At 39.0% G+C, this 6,653-nt stretch carries 6 protein-coding genes and 1 rRNA gene; 2 read left to right on the top strand and 5 right to left on the bottom strand.

Features of this window, described 5'->3' with window-relative positions:
• A 5S ribosomal RNA gene (gene rrf / locus FTU06_RS08065) occupies positions 1–106 on the top strand; the annotation flags it as partial.
• Positions 107–358: 252 nt separating this feature from the next.
• Positions 359–799, top strand: a complete 441-nt coding sequence (locus tag FTU06_RS08060) for a hypothetical protein (protein ID WP_180009496.1) — start codon at positions 359–361, stop codon at positions 797–799.
• Between the two features lie 84 nt (positions 800–883).
• On the opposite strand, the gene FTU06_RS08055 is transcribed toward FTU06_RS08060, so the two are convergent.
• From FTU06_RS08055 to FTU06_RS08035, 5 genes are all read right to left on the bottom strand, one after another.
• On the bottom strand, positions 884–1,468 hold the full coding sequence (locus FTU06_RS08055) for a lytic transglycosylase domain-containing protein (RefSeq protein WP_180089961.1): 585 nt from the start codon (positions 1,466–1,468) through the stop codon (positions 884–886).
• A 334-nt stretch (positions 1,469–1,802) separates the two neighbouring features.
• On the bottom strand, positions 1,803–2,288 hold the full coding sequence (locus tag FTU06_RS08050; protein ID WP_180089959.1) for a GNAT family N-acetyltransferase: 486 nt from the start codon (positions 2,286–2,288) through the stop codon (positions 1,803–1,805).
• An 88-nt stretch (positions 2,289–2,376) separates the two neighbouring features.
• Positions 2,377–3,576: an acyl-CoA dehydrogenase family protein gene (locus tag FTU06_RS08045; RefSeq protein WP_180009497.1), complete on the bottom strand. Its 1,200-nt coding sequence runs from the start codon at positions 3,574–3,576 to the stop codon at positions 2,377–2,379.
• 29 nt (positions 3,577–3,605) lie between these two features.
• Positions 3,606–4,892, bottom strand: a complete 1,287-nt coding sequence (locus FTU06_RS08040; protein ID WP_171263801.1) for an acyl-CoA dehydrogenase family protein — start codon at positions 4,890–4,892, stop codon at positions 3,606–3,608.
• Between the two features lie 241 nt (positions 4,893–5,133).
• Positions 5,134–6,507, bottom strand: a complete 1,374-nt coding sequence (locus FTU06_RS08035; RefSeq protein ID WP_180089955.1) for an AarF/ABC1/UbiB kinase family protein — start codon at positions 6,505–6,507, stop codon at positions 5,134–5,136.
• Positions 6,508–6,653: the final 146 nt, after the last annotated feature.

The following is a 6,653-nucleotide window of genomic DNA, read 5'->3' as shown; positions in this document are numbered from 1 at the left end:
AATAGCAAGAGTGAACCACCTGATCCCTTCCCGAACTCAGAAGTGAAACCTCTTAGCGCTGATGGTAGTGTGGGGTTACCCATGTGAGAGTAAGTCATCGCCAGCTCATTATTCGAAACACCCCCTGCACTAGTCAGGGGGTGTTTTTTTATGCGTGATGAAAAGGGAAGAAAAAAATAATAAGAAAAGCAGAAGAAAAAACAGGGAAATGATAGATATTTAAAAAGAATAAGGCCGATCAACAATAAACTCGTCTAGAACTCTTTTATATCATTTAAAATGTTTTGCTAATGAAAATGTGTAATAAATCAATATAATAAAATCGTTTGTCTCTTTAATAATATATAGGGTATTTAAGATGTTTTTAAAAAAATTATTAGCTACAGTTTTATTTGCATTTGTTTCTTTCAATACTACAGCCGGTGTGTATCAGGGTAAACTAAGTGAATGTTTGGTAAATAAAATTTCAGCAAAAGAGAGTCAGAACTTAACAGCTTGGATTTATTTGGCATTTTCAGCACATCCAGAAATTTCTAAATATAGTAAAGTAACGCCAGTTGAGATACAAAAAATTGATAAAAATATGGCTATTCTATTTCAAGATTTATTTACTAAACGTTGTAATGCTGAAATCAAAGCTGTTACAGAAAATGAAGGAACAAATGCTCTAGGTAAAGCATTTGAACTATTGGGAAATCGTGCAGCTGAAAATCTGATGAAAAATCCAATTGTTGAAAAACGTATTGCATCATTTGCGCAATATTTTGATGAAGATAAAATGCGTCAATCTATGAAATAATTGAAGAGATTAGACCTAACAAAATTTATCCTCTTAAGCTTAGTTAGGTCTATATGGTTAAATAAAAGATTAAATTTTTAGAAATTATAAGGAACTTTTTAAATTATTTTGATGTTCTTTAACTTGTTTTGCATAACGTTTGCCTTGTTTTTTCATTTTTCGATTGGTGTTATAAGCAGTAGGTCCGACATTATAGTAGGCTAAAGCTTTTGGAATACTACCTGCCGCATTTTTATATTTAGTTAAAATAAATGACCCACAATTAATATTGGTTAATTCGTCATATAAATCCCCAGGGCATGTTGCTTGCCAATAACGTGGCATCACCTGAGTTAAACCGACTGCACCTGCAGGAGAACTGACATAAGGGCGGAAAGTTGATTCTTGGCGAATAACGGCAGCCAGTAGTAAAGGATCTAAGTTGTATTGATCGGCAGTTTGCACAATGTAGGGTGACACTCGATTTGCAGTTTCAGGATTGACTGAATAGGCCTTTTGGATCCCTGATGAAAGTTTAACTGCACGTTTTTCTACAGAGCCACCACCTAGTGATGAACATCCAGAAATCAGGGTTACAGATATAATAACAGTTGAAAACTTTAAGTTGTGAGCGTTTAGGAGCGACGAAAGACGAGTTGAAAGGCGAGTTTTATTCAGTACATTCTGCATTTATATTCACTTTAAAATAATCATGGCTAAGTGTAATTTCTAAAGCGATATTATGAACTGGAGACTTAGAGGTCAATATTTTCTTAAGATGCTCTGTACAGTGAAATTGTAAGAATTGATGGAAATGTACTCAAATTACATGATTTTTTAAGTGAAGAGAGAAAAACAGATCGTGTTAATTGAGTCAGTATTTCTCTCTTTACATTCTTACTTAAGATTGTGGGGCATTCAAATCCCGAGAACTTTAGTTATAAAAAACTAGAATATCCACTCATTAAATATCCCTATTTGGAAAAGCTATAACTCTTTTCAGAGGTATTAGTGGAATCTGAGTTTAAAGCGTTTTAAGCATCCAAATTTCGCATGCTTGGCTATGACCTGTATTGCCCTTGGGAGCTTGTAAATGTTGAAATCCTACTTTTTCATAGAGTTTTACCGCTTGTCCAAGTGTATGTGTAGTTTCTAAATAACACGCTTTAAAATTATGATCTTTGGCGAATTGAAAACAAAGTTCTAAAATATCTTTGGCTAAGCCATGACCACGTAATTCAGGCATAAAATACATTTTTTGGATTTCTAAAATGCTTGAGTCTCCAGCTAAAGGAGAAAGGCCGCCACCACCTAAAATTGTACCGTGTGGATTTTCAATAACCCAATATTGTGCATTTGCTTGTGCATAAACGTGATATAAATCATCTAAAATTGGATCTGCAACAGCAAATCCTGACTCTGGCGCTAATCCAAATTCTTTGGAAACTGTGCGAATGACATTGGCAATGCTTACATTGTCTTCAAGTTGAAGTGGTCGGATCTGAAACATAATCATCGAAAAACAAAAAGATGGATTGTTTATAGACTGATCCTATAAAAAAATCCATCTCTAAGTTTAAAATTACTCAAGCAAAAAATTACTTTAATTCGCTTGAACTTTTACCCAGTTCACGACGTGCAACGATTAATTGTTGAATTTGCTGTGTGCCTTCAAATATATCGAGGATTTTTGAATCACGTGCCCATTTTTCTAATAATTCATCTTCGCTATAGCCGACAGCCGCTGCGAGTTCTACACACTTTAACGTGATTTCATTACCTACACGGCCTGCTTTTGCTTTAGCGATGGATGCTTCACGTGAGTTTGGTTTTTTGTTGTCGGCCATCCATGCGGCTTTGAGCATGAGGAGACGTGCTGCTTCCCAGTCTGCTTCCATTCGATATATTTGTGCAGCAATATTCGAGCTTTGTAAGATCGGTGTTGAATACTGCTCATCTAATTCATCTTTAAAGATTTCTTTAATTCGCTCTAAAGATGCCTTGGCACAGCCAATAGCCATCGCGGCAACGAGTGGGCGAGTATTATCAAAAGTTTCCATAACCCCAGCAAAACCCTTTGCTACATCAATTTCAGCATTGCCTAATAAGTTTGCAGCAGGGACACGACAATCTACAAAGCTAATGGCAGCCGTATCAGAAGCTTTAATACCCAATTTATGTTCTAGGCGTTCTACAGTCATGCCCAGCGTACCTTTTTCAACAACAAAGGATTTAATCGCTGCACGGCCTAATTTTTTATCTAGCGTTGCCCAAACCACCACGGAATCAGCACGCTCACCCGAGGTGACAAAGATTTTTTCCCCATTGAGAATGTATTCATCGCCATCTTTCGTCGCTGTTGTCCGAATAGCAGCAGAATCAGAGCCGCAATTGGGTTCTGTAATGGCCATAGCGGCCCAAGTTCCTTTTAAGCGTTCTAGTTGTTCATCATTGGCTACTGCTGCAATAGCCGAATTTCCAAGCCCTTGTCGAGGCATACTGAGCAACAGGCCTGTATCTCCATAGCACATCTCGATGATACTGAGGGCTGTCGACATATTGACACCGTTTTTATTACCAGTGTCTGTGTCACCACGTTTATTGACGGCAGCACCTGCATTCATGCCATCTCCGCCATCATTCATACCGTCGACGAGGGAAGATAACATGTCTAACTCTTTAGGATAGGCATGTTCGGCTTTGTCATATTTACGTGAAATAGGACGTAGAACATTTAATGCGACTTCATGGGCTTGGTCGATCAGCAATTTAAATTTTTTCGGATTTTGTAAGTTCATGGACATTTCCTTGTTTTTATTTTGCTGAATTAAGCATGCAAGCCAGATTGAAGAATCGCTGTGGCACGTAAGTCTCGATACCAACGTTCTACGGGATGTTCTTTGGTAAAGCCGTGACCACCTAATATTTGCACGCCATCGGTCCCAATTTTCATCGATTTTTCAGCACATAGCACGCGAGCTAAATAGGCTTCACGATGAAAAGGCTTGCCGGCTTCGGCTAGGCTTGCTGCATTGAGGATGAGCATATGCATGGCATCAATTTCGATTGCCATATCTGCAATCATAAATGCCACACTTTGACGGTGCGAAATTGGCTCTCCAAAAGCTGTACGTTCGTTTGCATATTGAATGCAATATTTTTTGACTGCAGTTGCGGTGCCAACAGCCATGGCACACCACATTAAGTTGCCAAGATCGATAAATGAGGTGTAATTGAAATCTTGATCTCCTAAGCGTTGGGCAGGGGTCTGATCAAATTTTAAAGTTACCGTTTCAGTGGCTTTCAAACCCATAGCAGGTGTTTTTTTTGCGCTAATGCTCTGGTCGCGTTGCACAATAAAAACTTCAGGCTGTCCATTGAGCATGGCACTCACTAACAGCACATCTGCCTGTTCGCCTAGAAGGACTAAGGTTTTCTCCCCACTGATTTTATACTGCTGGCCATCAGCAATCGCGTGAGTTTTAAGTTGATAGGGATTAAATGCCGCTGTTGCCTCTTGAACCGCAAAGCTTGCACGTAGGGCTGAATCATCTGCAAATGCCGCTAAGTAGGTTGCTTGAACAGATTCGGAACCCCATTGGGTAATGGCGTTGATACAGCTAAACGTCGACAGTAAACCTGCTGTTAAACTAAAGTCACCTTCAGCCAATTGTTCAGCAATTAAGATATTGCTAATGATATTTTTTTCTGCCGCGACGCCACCCAAATCTTCAGGTAAGGCATAATAATTTAGACCTAGATCTTGGATATGTTGCCATAACGCTTCAGGAAATCTTTCCTCTTGATCGGCTTGATGAGCAAGTGGATACAAGACTTCTGTGGCAAACTGCTGCATCGCATCAGCAGTCATTTGTTGTTCTTCAGTCAGGTTTAAATCAAATAATGATTTTTGTTGATTAGGCAAACGTTGCTTATGCACATCTTTGTTGGTCTGAAATACTTTTTGCGTCTGGCTCAGGGTTTTAAAACCAGCTTTTGAGCTTTGATACAAAGATTTTTCAACAAATTTGCGCAGTTTAAACTGATCGAGTACATCACTTCCGGCAATTTTAGTTAAAAGTGAGAGTCCAAATCCTTGTGCCTTGTTTACCATATTGGTCATTGTTGTTTTCCATTTGCGTTGTTCTTATTTAATGCTGACATGCCAAAGATAGAAAAACCATGTCATAAATGACATGCATGATTGTCAAAGATAAACGGCGAGATTAGGTGGGATTTGATAGCTAAATAATTAATTAAGAATAGAAAAGTAAAAAGGCTTAAAAGGATTTTTATTTTAAAATTGACTTGGCTGACATTTGAGTCAGCCAAGTCTTGAAGTGTGCATTGAGTGATTATTGATATTTTTGAATCATACGACGAACATTGGTTTTCGCTTCAATGACGGTCATAAAGGTATATGCACCGATAAATTTACGGCTGATAAACATAAACTCTTTAGGTGGAACTGAGAAGTAGCGAGATGCCATCGATTTTGAAGCTTGTTGCATTACACGGCTATGTAATTGGCTTTTTTTCCAGTCATAGCGTTGTTGTTCGTCCATAACACCAGCAGGGATGTTTGGGTTATTTTCAGTGCTACTAAATGCCTCTGTTGCTAACAGAAAGACTTTGGCCATATCGGGTTTAATACTTTGTGGAATACCATCAAAGAACTCATAACCTGTCATCGCTTTGACCATTTGCTCAGCGCTATGGTGATAACCCGCGGTAATCAAATTACGTGCAACGCCTAATAGATGCTCATCGAACTGACGGATTGCACCAAAGTCGAGGAGTACGATTTTATCTGGTACATCCGCACCATTGCCCAAACGCACCAAATAGTTTCCGAAGTTAGGGTCGGTTTGCATTTCACCCCATTCAAAAATTTCACGTACGGCAATCTCAAGTGATGCTTCACCTAAGGCATTGCGACGCTCTTGAGGAAGTGACAGCATTACTGGGCTGTTAATCGGTACACCACGTTCAAAAGTCATACACAGCACTTGAGGTGTTGAATAACCATCAATGATTTGCGGCACGATATAGCGCGGGTCTTCTTTTAAGCGTGCAGCAAAACGGCGAGTGGTATCTGCTTCGATTTTATAATTTACTTCACGATGCATCATTTCACGAACTTCATCAAACCACTGATCAAATTCACGCGTTTGAGGAACCATTCGTGTCAGTTTGAGCATGTTTTTGAATAGATTCATATCCGAATCGATTGCATCTGCCACACCCGGATACTGGATTTTTAAAACCAGTTCTAAACCATCAGATTTGCGTTTTGCACGGTGAACCTGTGCCAGAGATGCTGTGCCAAGTGGCTCATGATCAATCACGAGATCATCAAGCTTTGAGCCAAGTTGATTTTGTAATTGGACTTTGATGGCTGGCCATGCCAATGCAACTGTTTGATTGTTCAGCGTGTTGAGGGCTTGGGTGATTTCTTCAGGCAGAAAATGTTCACCATACAACGCCATCATTTGCCCAATTTTTACAATTGAACCTTTTAATTTACCAATTTCTGCGACGAGATATTCAGCCTGATCTTTCATGGCTTTTTTACGCTTTTTCTCTTTTTCTTCTTCACTCGAAAAAATAGAAGTGGCGTTTGATGCTGCCCAACGAGTTCCCGCAAGTAGCGATGCCTTTGCGATAGATAAGCGTCGATCCATAGAAGACGTTTTCAAGTGTTTGAGCTTATCGTTCTGATCTGACATGTAAATTAAATCCTTTAATCAGCAATTCGCAGAAAAATACATTGTAGCTAATTTTAACGTTTCTTAACGTATTAAAATAGTTCAACTTACTGAATATGCAGTAAGCATTTGCAAACTTAAGCAAGATGCCACGTAGACAGGCACAT

The sequence above is a fragment of the Acinetobacter sp. YH12052 genome (assembly GCF_013419835.1).
GTDB lineage: Bacteria > Pseudomonadota > Gammaproteobacteria > Pseudomonadales > Moraxellaceae > Acinetobacter > Acinetobacter amyesii.
The sequence above is the reverse complement of the archived record's forward strand: the minus strand, read 5'-3'. Positions and strand labels throughout refer to the sequence as shown.